The 18,343-nt window shown below is 61.7% G+C and carries 17 protein-coding genes and 1 pseudogene; 5 read left to right on the top strand and 13 right to left on the bottom strand.

From position 1 onward, the window contains the following. Positions 1–7 precede the first annotated feature (7 nt). The 3 genes from ACODSZ_RS06620 to imuA are packed head-to-tail and all read right to left on the bottom strand — an operon-like array spanning position 8 to position 5,387. Entirely contained in the window at positions 8–3,217 is a 3,210-nt protein-coding gene (locus ACODSZ_RS06620) for an error-prone DNA polymerase (RefSeq protein WP_488927297.1), read from the bottom strand. Positions 3,218–3,226: 9 nt separating this feature from the next. Further along, positions 3,227–4,711: a Y-family DNA polymerase gene (locus tag ACODSZ_RS06615; protein ID WP_488927296.1), complete on the bottom strand. Its 1,485-nt coding sequence runs from the start codon at positions 4,709–4,711 to the stop codon at positions 3,227–3,229. Continuing rightward, positions 4,638–5,387 (bottom strand): translesion DNA synthesis-associated protein ImuA, encoded by a 750-nt coding sequence (imuA, locus tag ACODSZ_RS06610; RefSeq protein WP_008328604.1) that lies wholly within the window; start codon positions 5,385–5,387, stop codon positions 4,638–4,640. Before imuA ends, ACODSZ_RS06615 begins: the two co-directional genes overlap by 74 nt. 398 nt (positions 5,388–5,785) lie before the next feature. Here imuA and ACODSZ_RS06605 point away from each other — a divergent pair, with 398 nt between their 5' ends. Next, positions 5,786–6,130, top strand: a complete 345-nt coding sequence (locus ACODSZ_RS06605; RefSeq protein WP_175342547.1) for a KGG domain-containing protein — start codon at positions 5,786–5,788, stop codon at positions 6,128–6,130. 184 nt (positions 6,131–6,314) lie between these two features. On the opposite strand, the gene ACODSZ_RS06600 is transcribed toward ACODSZ_RS06605, so the two are convergent. After that, the gene (locus ACODSZ_RS06600; protein WP_008328606.1) at positions 6,315–7,070 is read right to left on the bottom strand and encodes a YoaK family protein; all 756 of its coding nucleotides are present in this window, start codon (positions 7,068–7,070) and stop codon (positions 6,315–6,317) included. A gap of 665 nt (positions 7,071–7,735) precedes the next feature. Here ACODSZ_RS06600 and ACODSZ_RS06595 point away from each other — a divergent pair. Continuing rightward, positions 7,736–7,930, top strand: a pseudogene (locus ACODSZ_RS06595) (DUF4142 domain-containing protein); the annotation flags it as partial. Between the two features lie 141 nt (positions 7,931–8,071). Further along, entirely contained in the window at positions 8,072–8,320 is a 249-nt protein-coding gene (locus tag ACODSZ_RS06590) for a hypothetical protein (protein ID WP_008328609.1), read from the top strand. 219 nt (positions 8,321–8,539) lie between these two features. On the opposite strand, the gene ACODSZ_RS06585 is transcribed toward ACODSZ_RS06590, so the two are convergent. The 4 genes from ACODSZ_RS06585 to ACODSZ_RS06570 all read right to left on the bottom strand — a co-directional run bounded on the left by ACODSZ_RS06585 (position 8,540) and on the right by ACODSZ_RS06570 (position 11,647). Beyond that, positions 8,540–9,256 (bottom strand): type 1 glutamine amidotransferase domain-containing protein, encoded by a 717-nt coding sequence (locus tag ACODSZ_RS06585; protein ID WP_008328611.1) that lies wholly within the window; start codon positions 9,254–9,256, stop codon positions 8,540–8,542. 73 nt (positions 9,257–9,329) lie between these two features. Next, positions 9,330–9,548 (bottom strand): hypothetical protein, encoded by a 219-nt coding sequence (locus tag ACODSZ_RS06580; protein ID WP_008328613.1) that lies wholly within the window; start codon positions 9,546–9,548, stop codon positions 9,330–9,332. A gap of 144 nt (positions 9,549–9,692) precedes the next feature. Beyond that, on the bottom strand, positions 9,693–9,950 hold the full coding sequence (locus ACODSZ_RS06575; RefSeq protein WP_008328615.1) for a hypothetical protein: 258 nt from the start codon (positions 9,948–9,950) through the stop codon (positions 9,693–9,695). Between the two features lie 2 nt (positions 9,951–9,952). After that, entirely contained in the window at positions 9,953–11,647 is a 1,695-nt protein-coding gene (locus ACODSZ_RS06570; RefSeq protein ID WP_175342549.1) for a thiamine pyrophosphate-binding protein, read from the bottom strand. 288 nt (positions 11,648–11,935) lie between these two features. On the opposite strand from ACODSZ_RS06570, the gene ACODSZ_RS06565 reads away from it, so the two are divergent. Both ACODSZ_RS06565 and ACODSZ_RS06560 read left to right on the top strand, forming a co-directional pair. Continuing rightward, complete coding sequence (locus tag ACODSZ_RS06565) at positions 11,936–13,009, top strand: nucleotide excision repair endonuclease (protein ID WP_488927295.1); 1,074 nt, start codon at positions 11,936–11,938, stop codon at positions 13,007–13,009. A gap of 166 nt (positions 13,010–13,175) precedes the next feature. Next, on the top strand, positions 13,176–14,486 hold the full coding sequence (locus ACODSZ_RS06560) for a hypothetical protein (protein ID WP_249776910.1): 1,311 nt from the start codon (positions 13,176–13,178) through the stop codon (positions 14,484–14,486). Between the two features lie 44 nt (positions 14,487–14,530). On the opposite strand, the gene ACODSZ_RS06555 is transcribed toward ACODSZ_RS06560, so the two are convergent. The 5 genes from ACODSZ_RS06555 to ACODSZ_RS06535 all read right to left on the bottom strand — a co-directional run bounded on the left by ACODSZ_RS06555 (position 14,531) and on the right by ACODSZ_RS06535 (position 18,189). Beyond that, a complete protein-coding gene (locus ACODSZ_RS06555) occupies positions 14,531–15,031 on the bottom strand; it encodes a hypothetical protein (RefSeq protein WP_488927294.1) in 501 nt (166 codons plus the stop codon). An 84-nt stretch (positions 15,032–15,115) separates the two neighbouring features. Further along, a complete protein-coding gene (locus tag ACODSZ_RS06550) occupies positions 15,116–15,550 on the bottom strand; it encodes a hypothetical protein (RefSeq protein ID WP_175342553.1) in 435 nt (144 codons plus the stop codon). Between the two features lie 310 nt (positions 15,551–15,860). Then, positions 15,861–16,301: a hypothetical protein gene (locus tag ACODSZ_RS06545; protein WP_488927293.1), complete on the bottom strand. Its 441-nt coding sequence runs from the start codon at positions 16,299–16,301 to the stop codon at positions 15,861–15,863. A gap of 69 nt (positions 16,302–16,370) precedes the next feature. Next, a complete protein-coding gene (locus tag ACODSZ_RS06540) occupies positions 16,371–16,856 on the bottom strand; it encodes a YncE family protein (protein ID WP_488927292.1) in 486 nt (161 codons plus the stop codon). Positions 16,857–17,055: 199 nt separating this feature from the next. After that, positions 17,056–18,189 (bottom strand): hypothetical protein, encoded by a 1,134-nt coding sequence (locus ACODSZ_RS06535; RefSeq protein WP_488927291.1) that lies wholly within the window; start codon positions 18,187–18,189, stop codon positions 17,056–17,058. Between the last annotated feature and the right edge of the window lie 154 nt (positions 18,190–18,343).

Below are 18,343 nucleotides of genomic sequence, written 5' to 3'. Positions count from 1 at the left end.
AGCGCATTCAGAAGAAATCCCGGCTGCGCGGTTGCAGCTCGCCCAGCAGATGGGTCCAGTCTTCCAGACGTCCGGCCACCAGATGGCGCACCTCGCCCTGGCACTGCCAGCTGCCATACACCCCCAGCAAGCGCGCATTCAAGACCTCGCTGCGCTGCCGCTCCAGCACGGCAGGCCAGATGATCACATTGGCCGAGCCGGTTTCATCCTCCAGCGTCATGAAGATCACACCCTTGGCCGTGCCCGGGCGCTGGCGCACCGTGACGATGCCGCAGCAGCAGGCGAACTGGCGATTCTGCAAGCCGTTGAGATCGGCCACGCTCATGAAGCGGCGCCGCCGCAGGGTCTCGCGCAGCAGCGCCAGCGGATGGCGGCGCAGGGTCAGGTTCATGGCGCGGTAGTCGTCGATGATCTGGTCGCCTTCGCCGGGCGCTTCCAATTGAACTGCATCATCTCCGCGTGGCGCCGTGCGCAGCAGGTCACGATCAGGTACTGCGCCCACGGCATGCCACAGCGCGGCGCGCCGGTGGCCGGCCAGTTCACGCAAGGCGTCGCCTGCCGCCAGGGCCTGCAGGGCGTGGCGGTCCAGCGCAGCGCGCCGGGCCAGGTCATCGACATCGGCAAAGGGTCGTTCTCTGCGGGCTTCTTCGATGCGCTGCGCCGCCTGTTCCGGCATGCCGCGCAACAGGCTCATGCCCAGCCGCACCGCAGGCCGCGCATGCCCTGTGGAATCCAGCTCCAGGATGGATTCCCAGCGACTGCGCAAGACATTGACGGGCAGCACTTTCACCCCATGCCGACGCGCATCCTGGATCAACTGCGAGGGCGAGTAGAAGCCCATGGGCTGGCTGTTGAGCAGGCCGCACAGGAAGGCTTCCGGCTCATGGCATTTGAGCCAGCTGCTGAAATAGGTCAGCAGGGCAAAGCTGGCGGCATGGCTCTCGGGGAAACCGTATTCGCCGAAACCCTCGATCTGGTTGAAGATGCTTTCGGCGAATTCGCGGGAATACCCATTGTCTGTCATGCCCAGCACCAGCCGTTCATGGTGCGGACCCATGCCGCCCTTGCGCTTCCAGGCGGCCATGGAGCGGCGCAGGTCATCGGCTTCGCTGGGCGAATAGCCGGCCGCCTCGATGGCCACATCCATCACCTGTTCCTGGAAGATCGGGATGCCCAGGGTGCGCTCCAGCACCTTCTTGATCTTGCCGCTCTTGCGGGTGTTGTCCGGGTAGTCGAAGCTGCCGCCCTCGCGCACCAGTTCACGCCGCCGCAGATAGGGGTGAACCATGCCGCCCTGGATCGGACCGGGCCGCACGATGGCCACCTGCACCACCAGGTCGTACTGGGTGCGCGGCTGCATGCGCGGCAGCATGCTCATCTGGGCCCGGCTCTCGATCTGGAATACGCCGATGGTATCGGCCTTGCAGATCATCTCGAAGGTGGCCGGGTCTTCGCGGGGGATGTCGTGCATCTGCATCACCTGCGGCAAGCCGCGCCGCAGGCTCACCAGTTCCAGCGAACGGCGCAGGGCGGTCAGCATGCCCAGTGCCAGCACGTCGACCTTGAGCAGTCTGAGCGACTCCAGGTCATCCTTGTCCCATTCGATGACGGAACGGTCTTGCATGGCTGCCTTCTGGATCGGCACCAGCCGTGACAACTGCCCGCGCGCGATCACGAAACCGCCGGTGTGCTGCGACAGATGGCGCGGGAAGCGCAGCAGTTTGCCGGTAATGCTGGCCCACAGCCCGATCTGCGGCAATTCGGGGTCCAGCCCGGCTTCGGCAAAGCGGGCCAGCAATTCTTCGCGGCTGTCGAACCAGTGCTGCGACTTGGCCACCATATCGACGATGGCCGCATCCACCCCCAATGCCTTGCCGACCTCGCGCAAGGCCCCGCGTGGCCGGTAGCTGTGCACGGCGGCGGCCAGCGCGGCGCGGCGACGGCCGTACTTGCGGTAGATGTGCTGGATGACTTCTTCGCGGCGCTGGTGCTCGAAGTCGACATCGATGTCGGGCGGTTCCTCGCGCTTTTCGCTGATGAAGCGGGCAAACAGCAGCCGGGTGGAAGTCGGATCGACCTCGGTCACCCCCAGGCAGTAGCACACCGCCGAGTTGGCCGCCGAGCCGCGTCCCTGGCAGAGGATGCCGCGTGAACGGGCGAACTTGACCAGGTCGTAGACGGTCAGGAAATAAGCTTCATATTCCTTTTTGGCGATCAGGGACAGTTCCATCTCGATCTGCTCGCGCACCTCGCCAGGAATCCCCTGTGGATAGCGTTTGACGGCACCGGCCAGGGTTTCCTGACGCAGGTAGTCGGCCGGGCTCATGCCCAGCGGCACCAGTTCGTCAGGATATTCATAGCGCAATTCCGCCAGGCTGAAATGGCAACCGGCCGCCACCGTCAGGGTCTGGGCCAGCGTCGCCGGGCTATGCACCAGCGAGAGCCGCATGCGCGGGCGCAGGTGTTGTTCGGCATTGGGGGCCAGGGCCAGTCCGCATTCCTGCACCGGCTTGCCCAGGCGGATGGCGGTGACCACGTCCTGCAGGTATTTGCGCGACCGCTGGTGCATCTGCACGTCGCCCACCGCTACCAGCGGCAGGCCATGCCGGCGCGCCGCTGCGTCCAGCGCGGCGCGGTGCAGGTCGTCCAGAGGGCGATACAGCCGCGTCATGCCGACCCAGGAACGACCGGGTGCCAGGGTGGAGAACCAGCGCAGTTGGGCATCCAGCGTCTCTTCGTTGGCCGGATAGTCCGGCACCAGGATCAACTGGCAATCGGGCAGGGCACGCAGGTGCGACAAGGCTGGCGGGGGCTGGCTCAGATCCTCCGGTGACAGCAGGTAGCGGCCTTTCTCGGCGCGGGTGCGGGCCAGGGTGATGAGTTCGCAGAGGTTGCCATAGCCTTCGCGGTTCCTGGCCAGCGCCACCAGGGTCATGGCGGCCAGGGGATGGGCCGGATTTTCCTGGAGGGCCGTGAAACGAAAGCTGCTGCCGATGAGCAGCTTGAGATCCTTGGCCTTGCCGCGTTCGAACTGCTCAATCCAGGCGGCATGGGCGCGCACCACACCCGCCATGCTGCATTCATCGGTGATGGCCAGGGCACGGTAGCCCAGCTCGATGGCGCGTTCTACCAGTTCCTGCGCATGCGAGGCGCCGTGCAGGAAGCTGAAGTTGGTGCGGCAATACAGTTCGGCATAGTCGGGCAGAGCGGTTTGCATGCGTTTCTCCTAGCCAAACAAGCCGTGCAGGAACCACTGCGGTTCTTCATCGGACCACTCGCCGCCACGCCACTGGCGGAAGATCCAGTAATAGGCGTGGCCGGCATCGCGCGCCGTGAAGTAGTCGCGCGTCAGGGGGCGGCCTTCCCACCAGCCGGCTTCGATGCGCTCGGGCGGCGAGGTGAATTCCAGTGCACTCCGATAGAAGGGCTTGTGCTGCTGTACCCGCAGCGGCAGGGGTTCCTGCAGCAGCCACAGCGGGCGTGGCGGCAGCCGTGCCGGATCGCTGCCCAAGGGCGCGGGCAGGCTGGCAGCGGACTGCATCACGCTGCACCAGCGGTTGGCGATCTCGGGCCGGTGATCGGCGCGTGGCGCGGCCTGCTGTACCTTGTCCGCGCCCAGCCGCGCTACCAGCAGCTCCAGCAGGCGCTGGTGATCCTCGGCACTGCCGCCGGGCTCGGGGAAGAGCATCTCGCTGGCGGCTTGTCGGCTTTCCAGTTCATCGGCGGCCAGACCCAGGGCGATGGCCGGGGCGGGCAGTAAAGAGCGGGCCAGTTTTTCCTTGACCAGGGTGTGCAGATGGTCTTCCTGCCAGGCCGGTACCGATAGCGCCACCTGCAATTCGGTAGGAGGGACCGCCTGGCGTCCGCGTTCATGTTCCAGCCACAGACGCAGTTTCTTGATGGCCAGCTGACGCGCGGCCAGCCAGCCGGCCAGTTGCGCCAGCAAACCCTGGGCATAGGCGACCAGGACGTCGGTCTGCTCGATGCGGTCCGGCAGCTCCACCCGGGCCTGGAAGCTGGGTGGCGCCACGATCCAGTCATGGACTTCGGGGGCAGCGCCATAGGCCCGGTCCAGCATGAGCAGCAGGTCCTTGCCGCAGCGGCGCTGCAATCCGGCGCGGGGCAGGCGCCGCACCTGGCCGAGCTGGCGGCAGCCCAGTCCGTGCAGCCATTCCAGATGGGGGCGCGCAGCGCTGAGCAGTACTACCGGCAGCCGGTCCAGGCGCCGTTGCAGGGATGTCGGGCCCAGGGTGCGCACGTAGCCGTAGCGTGCCAGCAGCCAGGCCCCGGTCGCCGTGACGGCGCAGGACAGGATGGCCGACAGGCCCAGCCGGGCGATGGTCACGCGGATCTTGCGGCACAAGGCGCGGATGCCGCCGAACAGGCGCAGGCTGGCGCCCACCTCCAGCAGGATGCACGCCTCTGCGGCCAGCGTGACCTGCGGCGTGTATTGCAGCAGGGCCAGGGCGGCCTGCTGCAGCGTGGTGTCTTCGCGCAAGGTGTCGCGCTCGTGCAGATGGGCCTCGGGAGCCAGCAATTGCACGCCGCCGCGCCGCATCCCTTCCTGCACGCCCAGCCCCCGCGCCGGCGCTGTCAGCGCGGTCACGCGGTCGCGCTCGAAGACCACGGCGGGGGCCTCATCCAGCCAGTTCGGACGGAAGACTTCCAGCGGCAGCAGTGGCAGGTGTACGGCGATCCACAGGGGAGACATGGCGTTGCAGATTCGGTGAAGGCAGCAAAGGGAGAAACAGGCTCTGTTCGCGCAGGGGGCCGCGACGCTTGAGAAAACCGATCTCCAGTCCGTCACGCGCCGACTTGAGCGTCAGCCGCAGGGGCGCGGGTGAAGGTTCGCGGGCGCAGGACAGGGGCCGCAGCATGAAGAACAGGGTCTGCCCGGCCTGGGCCGCCCCATGCAGGCGCCGCAGCAGGTCGTGGTCACCCTTGCGCAGGCGCGGCTGCCACATCAGCAGGACCTGGCAACTGTCGGCCCGCAGCACCTGCTCGGCGGCCCAGCAGGCATCGGCCGCATGAGCGGCCTGCAACTGCAGCAGTCGTGCGGCCTCCACCCCCATCTGCGCCCAGCCGGGCGCATTGATCGGGTGCGGCGCCTGCAGCAGCACAATGCGCTGCGCGCGCGTCCGGTGCTGGTCACTGGTCGGTGGACGCGCCAGCACCGGGCGCAACAGGCGCAGTTCGCCGATGCCGTCCTGCGGCAACAGCAATTCGATCAATACGCCGGGTGGCCAGCCACGTTCGGGCAGTTCGGCATCGAGCGCTTCAAAACCGCTGGCGATCCCGCGCGCACCTCCTCTTGCCAGCTGGGAGGCCAGCCAGAGCGAAGGGTGGATGATTTCCGGAGTGCGAACCGGAGAGGCGGATGTCAACATGAAATGAACGGGAGGACGCTGAATGCAGGAAAAACAAATGACTGTATAAATATACAGTAAAATTTTTGAGGTGTGACAAAAACTGTCTTCACGTCATGAGCCATGAGCCATCAGGAAAATGAAATTTGCTTCAGGCAATCTCTGCAAATGTCATCAATCCCGAAGATCGATATCCAAAACACAAGCTCATCTTCAAGTTTTCCTACATGTCTGACGGCCATTGCTGACATGGGCTGGGGAGCTCTTCCGATAGTGAGTATCGGTGAGGCTTTTTACACTGCAGACGTGGACAAGAAGTTGGGTTGCCACCCACATGCTCGCGCAGGGCAGTAGGGCGGGTGGATGGCAAATGTCTGCTCCATTCGATCCATTCGATCATCCAAGACAAGGAGTCACACATGGCAAATTCAGAGAATCCGGGCAACAGCAATCGCGGCTTTGCCGCCATGGACAAGGAGAAACAGCGTCAGATCGCCAGCATGGGAGGCAAGGCTGCCCATGCCAAGGGGGCGGCGCATGAGTTCAGCTCGGCCGAAGCCCGGGAAGCCGGACGCAAGGGTGGCCTGAACAGCCATGGTCGCAAGAACGCTGCAGCGGCAGCGGCGGCAGCGCAGAATGGCAGTAGCGGCAACGGCGCCGCGAGCTCTGCTCCAGCGCAGATGCACCAGAGCACACCGCAAGAGGGCAATGGCGCCCTCCAGCAACCCCAGCAGTCGGACAGCACCCCGCAGCAGCAAGGCTGAAAGGAAAGAACCCGGCCGCCTCAGGCAGCGGGCGCAGTACGGTGCAGAACATCAAAAAATATCAAAAAATATCAAGAACAGGGCCCAGGCTCGTACCGTCAGTGCAAGAAGCTGATAACAAGAAAACGAAAGGCGCGGACAGCGCCTTTTTTGTTGTTTCTGCCCGCAGAGGGCCGGTTGCGCCTCAGTGCCGCGCCAGATCATCCATCATCGGCACCAGCGCCAGCAGGAACAGCCCGGCCGCCAGCGGCATGGTCGCCACGAAACCCAGGGCCTTGAAACCGAAGGCCCCGGTCACGCCCCCCAGGAAGAACATCAACAGCAACGAGGACAGCAGCATGAACTTGCGTCGTGCGCCGGGCACGGGATCTTCCGCCATCGCTTCGCCGGGCTGGCGCGGCGCCAGGGTCCAGTAGCACATCTTGCCGATCTCGATGCCGATGTCGGTCACCAGCCCCGTGACGTGGGTGGTGCGAATCTCCGAGCGGGAGATCTTGCTGATCATGGCATTTTGCAGGCCCATCACGAAACACAACAGGGCCGCCGTGACCGGCACGAACAGCAAGCGGTGATTCTCCAGGTTGGAACCCAGGATGCCGAAGCACAGCAACAGCATCGCCTCCAGCATCAGCGGCATGGCATATTCGCTGTGCAGGCCACGGCGCCTTGCCCAGTTGATCATGATCGCCGAACAGGCCGCCCCCAGCAGGAAGGACAGCAAGGCACTGGCGCCGGCCACCAGCAGCAGGGTTTCCCCCAGCACCAGGTTGTCGGCCAGCGAGGAGACAATGCCCGACATGTGAGACGTGTATTGGCCCACCGCGAGAAAGCCCCCGGCATTGACGGCGCCGGCGATGAAGGCCAGCGAGCGCCCCAGGTGGCGGTTGGAGAGGTCGGTGCGCGCCGGGCTGGTGAGGCGGCGCAGGTAATCGATGGGCATGACGGATCCAGACGTAGAGGCAAGCACACCAGGCGGCAGCATCCCCAGGTCGCCGGTTCGTCGCGCTCACGCTGGAGAGGGAGTCGCTTGTCTTCGCCCATTCCTGCGCAGATCGACGGTGGCGTCTTGCTGCCTTTGCCTTCAGTGTTTCTTATGCTGACAAGAATACTTCTTCCTGGCCCGATGCGGTGAAGGATGCAGCAATGCCTGACCTGTGTCAGGGGGGGCGGGTGTTGTTGTCGGGGGCGATGAACAAAAAAAAGACCGCCTGGGGGAGGCGGCCTGAGGGGGAGGGATATAAGACGCCGAGGATCGGGGGAATCTTCGGAGAATTTCTGCTTATGAAAACGACTCGTGGGGATAAACCGATGGGGGATGGACTGTATTCATGACATGACGGAGGGGGACGTTCATGTCGGAATGTGAGGTCCTCGGTTTCGAGTACGTTGAAGACATGGTAGCGGTGCGCTGCAAAAAAGAGCATCGGACAGTGCCCAATTAATGCGTAGGAAAACGCCTACACCGCAAGCGCTCCCATGCCGCCCAAAGCCGCACCGGCTCTAGTCATGGCCGATATTGACCTGGTGCATGTCGGCATTGCGCACCTCCGGCAGTTCGTAGTCGCCAGATGGCGACACTTGCGGCGCCGGACGCACCGGCGCTGCCGGCAGCGAAGCATGATCGGCGTATCCGCCCATGAGGATGCGGTCAAGCTGTTCCAGAAGTCCTCCAAGCAAGCGCAAGACCCGGATGTGAAGAACTTCGCCACCAAGACCCTCCCGGGACTGCAGGAACACCTGAAAATGGGCCGCGAACTGAAGCTGAGTATGGATGCCGCCAAGAAACAAGCGAATGAATGAGTGACATCTTCTTCAGTCAACCGTGCGTCGCAAATGAAATAAAACTTCCTTTGCGACGCTGATCGACTAAGCTGAAGGCAGCCCTGCTTCCGTCCCTTCGTCATGACGTCCCCCACGCCCCGTGCGCCCTGGAGACTTGCCATGAAACACTTCGCCAGATCTGTCCAACAGCAGCAAGCCGGTCATTTCATGCCGCGTGTCGCCAAGCTGGACAAGCACAAATATGTCGCCTACATCGATACCCGGATCGATGAACTCTGGCACATGGATCTGCACGACCTGGGCACACAACCAGTGCGCATCTGCAAGAAGCGCAAGGCGGCAGAGAAGGCCGCCCTGGCCTTGCTGGCCGAGGCCATGCACAGGTACCAGGGAGAACAGACAAGGTAGCTCGCCCACGCGGACCAGCCTGCGGGCAGGCATTCCAGATGGTCTTGGTGCCGTCCGGCTCGAACCGGGCGGCCTTGCTGTTTCTACGGCATCCGGATTTCAGCCAATTCCTTCACGCTGCATGGTCTGGCTTCATGCGAAATCCGGCGCCAGCCCAAAAAAATCGAGGGGAGCGCCCCTCGATTCCTCATTTTCCTTCATATCGCCTTGAATCCACCCTTAGCCATCGCTTTGCGCCGATTCTCCGTGGGCCACGGCAAAGGCTTCATTTTCATGATCGGGCGGCGCGGCGGGAGCACGGCCCTTGTCGGACAGTTGCGGCTTGCCGCTTGCCGTTGAGGCAGAAGCGTCCGTGGCACTGCCGACGGGCTGCTGGCGCTGTTCACGGCGCTGCTGCTCATCCAGCAGTTTCATGAATTCATTGTTGAAGGCCGCAATATCGGCGGGTTTGCGCGAGGAGACGAAGTTTTCGTCCCGCACCACCTCCTGGTCGACCCATTGGCCGCCGGCATTCTTGAAGTCGTCCTGCAGGCTGGGCCAACTGGTGACCGTGCGGCCCTTGGCGATACCAGCCGAAATCAGCAGCCAGCCGCCGTGGCAGATGGAGGCGATGGGCTTTTCCGCGTCGTTGGCGGCGCGCACGAAATTACGCGCCTCGGGCAAGAGGCGCATGGCGTCGCCGTTGACCACGCCACCGGGCAGGAGCACGGCAGAATAATCGGCCGGGTTGGCCGCATCCAGGCGCCCATCGACACTGACGACCTCGCCCTTGTCGACATGCTTGAAGCCTTGCACGCTGTCACTCTTGTCGGAGAGGATGTGGACGGTGGCACCGGCAGCCTCCAGGGCCTTCTTCGGTTCCAGCAGTTCGGCCTGCTCGAAGCCGTCGGTCACCAGGACGGCGACTTTCAACTGGTTGTAGCGATTGCTCATCATGCTTCTCCCTTCAAAAAAGAAAGGCGGCCGGCATGCACCGGCCGCCCCTGCAAATGGGACGGGCGGACAGGAATCAGCCCGCTTTGGGTGTGTTCTGCTTGACCCGGTGGCTGTTCTGATGGTCGTCCCTGGCCTTTTCCATCTCGGGGGCCTTCTCGATGCGGGTGATGTTGGAGGTGGCTACCGGATCACTGCCAGGAAAGCTCATCTCATTGGCTTCATCCAGGGCCACTTCGGACGGGGTGTCGTACTGGTTGGGACGATGATTCTTGTCGGATTTGCTTGCGCTCATGCTGTTCTCCTTCTGTTCTGATGGACAGGGCCGAGCTCTGCATCAGTGGGTGCGGCCCGTGAAAGACAGCTTACTGCGTGCGCCTTTGCCTCCCTATAAGCGGGCGGCGCAACCGTACGTAAGAATGCGCGAGGCGGCCGGGACTCAGGGCCAGGGCGCCGGGGTGACCTCTTCGAATTGCCCCGGCTGTGCACTGGCTGCGGGAATGCCGTCGGGTTTGCGGCCCGGGTGCAGCATGCTGCCGGTAATCAGTTCCAGCTCGCGTTCGGCGGCGATGAAGGCACTGTCCTGCAGCGGCTGATCGGTCACCGGCCAGTGCGCCATGGCCCAGCGCTTGTAGTCCTCGAAGCGGGCGCGTAGTTGCGCTGCGTATTGCTCTCGTTGCTGTTCGATGGCGTTCATGCTCATCCTCCCTGCATGGCAATGAGGCTTTCCTTGACCTTGGCCAGGCCGAACCGCCAGATTTGCTCCATCTTGATGTGCGGCATGACCGGCAGTTCTGACGGATCAATGAACACATCCAGTACTGCCGGGCCGGGCGCGGCCAGCAATTGCTGCAGGCTTTCCTGCAACTGCTCGGGCGTGCGGGCGGTAAAGCCCTGGCCGCCGCAGGCGCGGGCGAAGGCGGCGAAGTCGGCATTGGGGAATTCTGAACCTTCGAAGGCGGGCAGGCCGGCTTCTTCCATCTCCAGATGCACCAGGCCCCATTCGCGGTTGTTGAAGACGATCACCTTCACCGGCAATCTGTGCTCCACGCTGGTCATGAATTCGCCCAGCAGCATGGTGAAGCCGCCATCACCCACGGCCACGATCACCTGCCGTTCACGGTCCAGGGCCTGGATGCCGTTGGCCTGGCCCAGGGAAGTGCCGACCGCTGCATTGTTGAACGAGGCCAGCAGGCGTTGCTGGCCACGCTGGCGGATCCAGTTGCCGCACCAGAGCGTGACCACGCCGGTATCGATGACGAAGCGGGCATCGTCCTCGGCCAGGTCGCTCACGGCACGGGCCACGCTTTGCGGTTTGATCTTCTTGTGATGGCGCTTGATCTCGGCGGCGTTATCGAGCTTGCTGTTCCAGCGTTCGCGGTCGGCATTGGTCTTTTGCAGGAAACTGCCATCGGTCTTGCCCTCGACCTGCTCCAGCAAGGCCTGCACGGCCGGACCGACCGAGCCGGTGATGCCCAGCGTGACCGGGGCGCGGCGACCCAGCACGAAACTGCGTTCGTCGATCTGGATTACCTTGGAGCGGGTGGGCAGGAATTCCGAATAGGGATAGTCCGAGCCCAGCATCAGCATCACCTCGGCCGCATGCAGGGCATCGGTGCCGGGCGCGCCACCGATGAGGCCGACGCCTCCGATCCAGTGCGGATGGTCGTACGCCACCAGGTCCTTGCCCCGGAAAGTGTGCATGACCGGCGCCTGCAACTTGCTCGCCAGCGCCAGCACCTGGTCGATGGCACCCCGGCAGCCATGGCCGGCAAAGATGGCGACCGATCCGGCGGCATTGATCAGTTCAGCGGCGGCGGCAATGTCGGCGGGCGGCGGTGCCAGTTCACTGCGCTCGCGCAGCGTAGCAATACTGGGCACGGTGCCGCTGAGCCTGGCGCCGATGATGTCTGCAGGAATGTTCAGGTGTGCTACGCCGCGTTGCGCATAAGCCTGGGCAATGGCCTGATGGAACACGGCTGGCGCCTGTTCTGCACTGGTGACGACCTGGCTGTAGGCGGCGACGTCACGGAACAGCATGTCGGGTGAATTTTCCTGCAGATAATCGGTACCGCGCCGCGCTGCCGGCACGCCTCCCGAGATGGCCAGTACCGGCGCGTGGTCCTTGCGGGCTTCGTAAAGTCCGGCGACCAGATGGTTGGCACCGGGGCCGGTGGTGCCGCAGCAGACGGCCAGGCGACCGGTCAGTTTGGCCTGTCCGGCGGCGGCCAGGGCGGCACCTTCCTCGTGGCGAACACCGATCCATTCGATACGCTTGTCGCGACGGATGGCGTCGGTCAGAGGATTCAAGGCATCACCGACAACACCGAAGATCTGGCGTACGCCGATGTCGTAGAGGGTGTCGATGAGGATGTCTGCAACGGTGGCGGGCATGGCGACTCCATGATGAGGAAAGAGGACGGAATCGCCCAAGAGTAAGTCCAGGCAGGCCCCGCCCAGTATCGGCAAGAGCGGTAAATCCTTGTAGGAGAAGATCCGTGGCGGCGCTGCCAGGCGGCAATGTCCTACACGATCTTCATCTTCCTGCCGACTGTGGCGGCAGAGGGTCGACTTCATAATCCACTTCAACTTGAGGGGCCGGCCGATCCGGACCGTCTGCAACCTGACAGAGTACGCCCCGCCCGCCGTGACATGAACAACAAGAAGGATTTGGCCAGTGCCATGAATACCATCCGCCACCGCACCTCACTGACCCAGCTGTTGACCCACCCCCTGCAGGCCGCGATGCCGGCCCTGATGCCGCAGGCGCCGGCCGCTCAGCCGCGCAAGCTGCCTGCCGCCCTGGTGGAGCGCCTGCTGGAGCAGGAAGGGCAGCGCGGCCTGCACCATCTCGATCTGCCCTGTGCCACTTTCAACGCCCCTCAGCCGGCAGCGCATCGCGCGGCCACCTTCAGCTATCCGCTGCACATCGACCGTGCCAGCATTGACGCCTTGCCCGCCGCCTGCGGTGTCTACATCCTGCGCGGTGTGGATGACGAGGCCCTGTACGTGGGACGCAGCGTCAATCTGCGCAGCCGCGTGCTGGCTCATCTGCGCAGTCACGAGGAACAGTACCTGATCGGCCGCACGCGCCGTATCGAATGCCGTCGTACAGCCGGTGAGCTGGGCGCGGCCCTGCTGGAGAACTGCCTGCTGCACGATCTGCGTCCTTCCCACAACAAGAAGCCGCGCACCAGGCGTGGCCTGTTCACGCTGCGGCTCAGTCCTGCGGGCCAGCCCCGGGTGGCGCAGGTGGATGAGCGCCACTTCAGTCGGGCCGAGAACCTCTTCGGCATCTATACCAGCGAGCGCGCCGCCCGGGAAGCGTTGAACAAGCTGGTCGAGCGCCACGGTCTGTGCTCCATCGTGACGGGGCTGGAACAGGCCGATGGCATCGGCATGGCCTGCTTCGGTCGTCAGATCCGTCGCTGCCGGGGCGCCTGCACCGGGGAGGAATCCCATGAACAGCACCAGCATCGCCTGATGCAGGCGCTGGAAGACTTGCGCATCCTGCCCTGGCCTTACGCCGGTCCGATGGGACTGGTGGAGCAGGGCGATGGCTGGCAGCAGCTGCATGTCATCGATCATTGGCGTTATCTTGGGTCGCTGGACCGTGACCATCGGCAACTGATCCGCCGTCCGGCCGCCAGCCTCAAGGGTTTTGACCTGGAAAGCTACAAGCTGGTCATTCAGCCTTACCTGCTGGGGCAGCTGGAATTGCGTCCGCTGCCGGGCCTGCCGCTGGCGCAGAGTTGAAGCAGGTCTGTGCCGGGCCGGGTGTCTCCGGCGGGCGGGCCTGGTCGGCTGTTCTGGACCCCGTCTGTTTGAATTCCACCGTTTTTCTGCGTTTTCTCCATTCGATCTGATGCAACGACGACTTCCTCATCCTGTAGCGGCTATCCTGCTGCTTGCTCCTCTTGGCTTGAACCTGGCCCATGCAGCCGATACCGGCTTCTGCAACGCTGAGCAGACGCTGGACAAGGACCGGCTCGCCGCCACCCTGATCCGTACCTATCCGGTGAGCACGGCCTATTTATCGGTTGGCCAGGATCCGGCCCCGTTGAACTCGCCGCGTGCCCTGGTGGCCTGGTTGTTGCAAAAGCGCGCCATGGAGAAGTCTGGGGGGCAGGGCTGCCAGGGCGACAGCTGCAACGTTGACCATATGGCTGCGGATGTACAGGCGCTGCTCGACGGCAAGGATGCGCGCTTCCAGCCCAGTGGTCGCAGTGATGTGGTGGCTTTTTTCCGGGACAACAGCCGCGTGGCGCTGCGTTGTGAAGGGACGGGTGCGGCACCGACGCTGGCGCATGCAGAGACGGCCTTGCGCATGGGCGTAGCGCCGGTGGCGGTGCCTACCCCGGCGGCTGGTCCTGCAACGCCACCGGCTAACGGGACTGCCGGTCCGGCACAGCCGGCCGGCTGGATGGATCGTGTGCGGATTCGGGGCAATCCTGACCAGCTTTCCATCGACCATCGGGACAAGGCTGGCTTCTCCTCGGTCGACCGCGCGCGGGTGGCGCTGGCCAATGACGATGTAGCGCAATCACGCACCAATGACGTGGTGGTTTTTGCCGGCTATGCGCTGGACAAGCGCCCTCTGGGGACGCCCGGCAGCACCTATGAGGCGGTGCCTTATGTCGGGTTCAAGCAGAACCGGGTGACCAACTATGACAGTGGCAGTGCCGAGATCACCACGACGCGCACCAGCCAGGTAGGGATGCTGTCGGCCTTCCACTTTGCCCATGCTGATACGGCCAATACCGAGGACCTGACGGCGCGTCCCGATTACCTGGTCAACAGTACCGACGGCAGCCGGCTGCTGACGGTCAACTTCACGTTGACACCGGTGCGTCCCGGCGTGCTCAACGATTTCCTGCGCTGGAACAATGGGTTGGCCTTCAAGCCCATCCTGATTGGTCAGAGCCGCAATGGTATCTACATCAACCGGGGCGATGCGGATGTGGTTGACCAGCATCGCGACTTCATTCGCCTGGGGGCGCAGGCGGGGTTCACGCTGTCTTCCACCAATCCGGCCTTGCCGTTTGATTTCACCACGACCTATACCGGGTTGAAGGCCTTGCAGGGCAATCGCAGCATTCATTACTGGAAGTCGGTGCTGACTTACAACTTCAACCAGAACGTGGGCCTGAGCCTGGATTATTCGAATGGCTTGCTGCCCGATAGCGGGGATGCGGAGCGCAAGTGGGGGTTGGGGGTGTCGAGCAAGTTCTGATTAGCGGAGGCAGCAGTGACGGGGGCGGCGCGCTGTCGCGTTGCTTAATCGCATCCTGCACCAAGCCCGTAGAGCATCCATCTTCCTTGGTCGAGTCGGAGACTGCGGCTTTGCACGCAGGCTTCGTTGACGAAGAACATCACCTCAATTTGCTCATCGGTGACGGTTGTGGTGACTTGCCAGGCTTCACCGGCTTTCATCAGGTGATCGAGCAGTTCGTCGTCAACTTGAAGTACTTCTTGTAGGTCCTCTTGGCCGCTTCCACTGTATTCGGCGTTGACGTTGGGCGTGACATGCTGCTTGAGATAGGCCTTGCGGGCGGGAGTTTTTCTTGCGCAGAGCAAGGTCTCGATCAATTCATGCGCCTCGTGCGGTAGTTCGCGGCGCAGCTCGGAACGCTCAGGCGCTGTGCAGGCATTTTGATACGTTGTGCCTTGCACTTCCAGCGGTGGGAATGACTGTTCGACTTTTGTTGCGCTTGCAAGGAGCAGGGCCGTGGCGATGCCTAAAACCGTAGCCATGATCAGTAGAGCAGTTCTTTTCATGAAGGAAAGGCTGATTCAAAACATGGATTGATCAACGTTCCCGGCATTCGCTTGAAGGCCGAGAACCACAGCTGTGTGCTTAGGTCATTTTGACGCCACAAATTCACTGAGTACCTCTTTGATTTCGTCCTTGGTCAGATACCCCGTGCTGAGGATCGTATCGAGGTCCTTTCTGGTAAGGGGATGATTCCTGAGAAGTTTCAGCAGCGCTTCCTGACGGAAAGGAGCTGCTTCTAACGGGGCGATCATGGTCGGATCCGGCAGGTTCTCCAGCGGCAGCGGCATGCGGTCGATGTTGACATAGATCTTGTAGCGGGACACCCCTTCAGCTAAGGACGTGTCGTAATAGAGCGTTGCTCCGCTCGGCAGCACACCATTGGAGGCCTGATAGGAACGCAGCTGCAGAGGGGCGGAGAGGCGGTGGATTTTGGCGGTGGTGAATTCCCATACGAGATATCCAACCATGAACAGGCTCGCGGTCATCATCCCGGCGAGAAAAATAATTGCCTTGCTTTTCATATTGGTGGTCCGCAGACGCGGCTTTGGTGTGACACAGAATCGAAGGTGTTGCTATGCGCGAACGAGGCTTCCAGTTGCTCGGCCAAACACCTCAAGCAGCTTGTCGGTTGTTCGTCACTTCGGGCAGACAGAGACTTCGGCCTCTGTTCAAATGGACTAAGCAACCGGCTTGCTGGAGCGGAAGTTTTGCCAAAGCCCCACCATCAGCCGCTTTCGGAATCAGGTTTTTCGCGTCGTGAAGAGAGAGGCGATCTGATACGTGACTGTCGGCATTCTTGCCAGACAATAGAGATGTTCTGGCATGCTGGCGTCATTTTCCGTCCGTGAATTCGGAAAGGACTTCCTTAATTTCGTCTTTTGAGAGATAGCTAAAATTGACGATCGCCCGGAGGTCATTTTTGGTAAGGGGATGATTCCTGAGTAGTTTGAGCAGAGCTCCCTGACTGAAAGCGATCGCGTCTACCGGATCGATCATGGTGGGGTCCCGAAGCGTCTCTAGCTCCAGCGACATCCGATTGATGTTGACGTAAATTTTATAGCGGGAAAATCCTTCAGGGAAAGACGTATCGTAATAGAGGGTTGTACCGACTGGCAGCAGACCATTTGATGCCTGTTCGGTACTGAGTTGCAAAGGTGTGGTGAGGCGGTGGATTTTTACGGTAGCGGGCTTCCAGACAAGGTAGCCGCAGAACAGCAAACTTGTGGCAGTGGCCCCGCCAAGGAAAGAAAGTATCGTGCCTGGTATTTTCATGATTCGTAAATTGCAGAGCTTGAGCCTTTTGCACCTCGACATCATGAGGGCAGCAGGAGTCAGTAATTGTTAGCCTGACTGCTTTCCGGGGAAAGGCGAGCAGGTCTCATCATCAAGCTTCATGTCGTAGATATACCCGACCACCTTTCCTTTGGCCAGGTCGACGACTTCGTCATCGACGATCGCCATTGTCTGATCCTTGCTGAAACGGGCTTCATAAGGGCCACGCGTGCGCGTGAAGTGACCGACAGGCTTGCCCCGCCGGAGATCGATGATGTAGATCTTGTTGAATGGCGGGATGCCCCGAGGTAGCTTGCGCTGGTCGATTCCCCAGACGATGGCGTGGGTCCGGGCGCAGTTGACGGCCCATTGGTTCACCGGAATGTCCAGTTGGACGGCGACAGTGCGTCTGCCCGCTTCAAAAGCGAATTGGTTGCCGACAGCGCGGAAGTCGCTGCGATGCCTGGGAGTTTCGGCTCCAGCCTTCGCAGGACAGGTGAAGAGTGCGAAAAGAAAGAGAGCTAGTGAGTAGTTTGACGTCAGTAACAGGGGCATGGTTGGAGGTTTTGATTGGCACTCCCAGAGATTGATTCTGGGCGTTCATAAGTGGCATAAGTCACATTGTCTGACTGCGTGCAGTTTGTGAGCGTTAAGCTCTTATCCTTTATTTTTACCTGCTGATATCGTGAGAATGTCTGATTCGATGGCGTGGTTTCGCTTGCGTTTGCTTTGGTGACAGCAAGGGTGATCAGGATCAGGGTGCAGCCCAGAAATCGAGGGTCTTCTTACCAATCCATTGGCCTTGTAGCTCGTCGCCCTTGATCGTGGCCCGAATCATCGGTTTGGGTGTATCGCTGCTTTCGGACTCTGTGAACTCAACGACGCCGCCATTTACCTTGCCGCTCAGCGGGATCGGCTTGCGGTACTTATCGTAGAAGTAGCTTCCGGACAGCGAACCGTCGTCATAGAGTTCGGACAATTCTAGTGTGATGGCCGCCTGCCCCACTCGGCCTTTCAGAATCTGCCGATACGGTTCGGCACGCGGAGCAGCTTGCGGGCCGCTCATGAACAAGTACTTTCCGTAAGCAGTGAAATACTGCGTCAGATCGATGATTTTGTAAGTGACCTTCTGTTCGCCCACGTCGTCCAGCGCCCGCTCAGCGTGGTTACTGCAGCGGTCATACAGAAAGGTGATGGATTCACGGTCGATTTGCAGCGAGATATCATCTAATTTGTAATACTTGCCATAGTCGGGTGAGCGCATTGACTCCAGGCAGGATTCGTACATGCTGATGGTCAACGCGATGCGCTCTTCTTCCTCGTCTGGTTTGCTGTCGGGCATAGACTGCGGCCACGGTATTGTGATGCCCTGCTTCTTGCGGTTGGCTAAGGCCTCCTTGTTCAGGTCTGCAATGGCTTTCCTGTACTCGGCTTGCCGCTTCGCGAGATTCTGCTTCAGCAGCGCCGCACCTCCTCCTGGCGTGAAGATGTCCGAAACTGCAATCTTTCGTCCGGTAGCCGCATCGAAGTTGTAATGCGCCCAGTAATGCTCGCAATAGGCACCGCAGCCCTCGCTATCAACCTCGAGTGCCAGCATCCGATCATCGTTGCGCAACACCAGGAAACCAAAATCCGAGCTGCCTTGGAATCCGATCTGCTCCTTGGGCTTCTTGATGCCGTCGGAATATCTGGCGGGAGCTGGCTGCCCGATCAAATCGAGGAAGATGCGATGGTTAATGCGGGCGTCACGCTTGGCGTCGCCGGATTCGACATAAGGCAGCGAGCCGTTGTACGTAATTGGCTTCACTTCGATCCGTGCTGATGTGGCGGAAAGGGCAAGCGTTGCCGATGCCGTGGCAGCACACGCGATGATTAAGCGAGTGAACATTGAGATCATTTGAGGTGATTGGGAATTTATGCGCTGACAGAGCTGAAGTCGTACTAGTTCGACTGCTTTCCGGGAAATGCGGGACAAGTTTCCAAATCAAGATTCATGTCGTAAATCACGTCGACCACCTTTCCTGTCGTCAGGTCCACGATAT

The sequence above is a fragment of the Herbaspirillum sp. FG34 genome, assembly GCF_057809315.1.
Note: the sequence above shows the minus strand (reverse complement) of the source record. Positions and strands in the feature narration are given on the sequence as shown.